Origin of the sequence: Pseudanabaena sp. 'Roaring Creek', assembly GCF_001402795.1 — a bacterium.
In the GTDB taxonomy this organism is placed as follows: Bacteria; Cyanobacteriota; Cyanobacteriia; order Pseudanabaenales; family Pseudanabaenaceae; genus Pseudanabaena.
Window position 1 is genome coordinate 1 of the sequence record NZ_LIRE01000514.1, and the last position, 1,000, is coordinate 1,000.

Sequence of the window (1,000 nt, forward strand, 5' to 3'; positions counted from 1 at the left end):
CTACAGGAAAACACGATTCATTTACCATCATTTCTGCAAGGAGTAGTAGAGATATGTCGAGTGAGAGGCGACCAAAAAGGGATCGAATTCATTTATGAAAGAGAAACGGAGCTACCAGAAGGGATCGAGACAGACGAAAAGAGACTGAGACAAGTAATTATTAACTTATTAAGCAATGCCATTAAATTTACAGACAAAGGGAAAGTGATATTTAGAGTAGGAGTAGAAGGAGCAGAGATCAAGATAGAAGTAGAGGATACAGGAGTAGGGATAGCAGAAGGAGAGATAGAAAAGATATTCCAAGCCTTCGAGCAAGTAGGAGAGAAGAAGAAACAATCAGAAGGGACAGGATTGGGACTAGCGATCAGCCAAAGGATCGTACAAATGATGGGAGGGGAGATCCAAGTTAAGAGCGAACTAGGGAAAGGGAGCATATTTAGCTTCAGGATAGGGATAAAGGTAGCCGAGGACTGGGTAAAGCAAACAACAGTTCAACAGGGACAGAATATCATCGGATATGAAGGAGAGAGGAAGGAGATATTGATCGTCGATGATAAATGGGAAAACAGGTCAGTGATCGTCAATCTACTGGAGCCATTAGGAAAGATATTGATCGTCGATGATAAATGGGAAAACAGGTCAGTGATCGTCAATCTACTGGAGCCATTAGGATTTAGGCTTATAGAAGCAGAAAATGGACAGACAGGGCTAGAAAGAGCAAGAGATAAGCATCCTGACCTTGTGATAACGGATTTGGCGATGCCAGTGATGGATGGATTTGAGATGTTGAGCCAGATCAGAGCAGAGGATACATTAAAGGGATTAATCGTGATCGTTTCTTCGGCATCTGTAGCCTATGAGGATCAGCAAAAGAGTTTAAACGTAGGAGGAGATGATTTCCTTGAAAAGCCAGTGCATTCTGAAGAATTGTTTAGGCTATTGAGCAAGCATCTCGAAATTACATGGAAATATGAGGAGAAGGAAGAAAGAAAAATAGAAT

General features: G+C 41.5%; 1 protein-coding gene. It reads left to right on the forward strand.

The window, feature by feature from the left end; genetic code table 11:
• Positions 1-60: 60 nt before the first annotated feature.
• A partial coding sequence (locus AC805_RS15810; protein WP_197278751.1) for an ATP-binding protein occupies positions 61-1,000 on the forward strand: 940 nt, incomplete at its 3' end.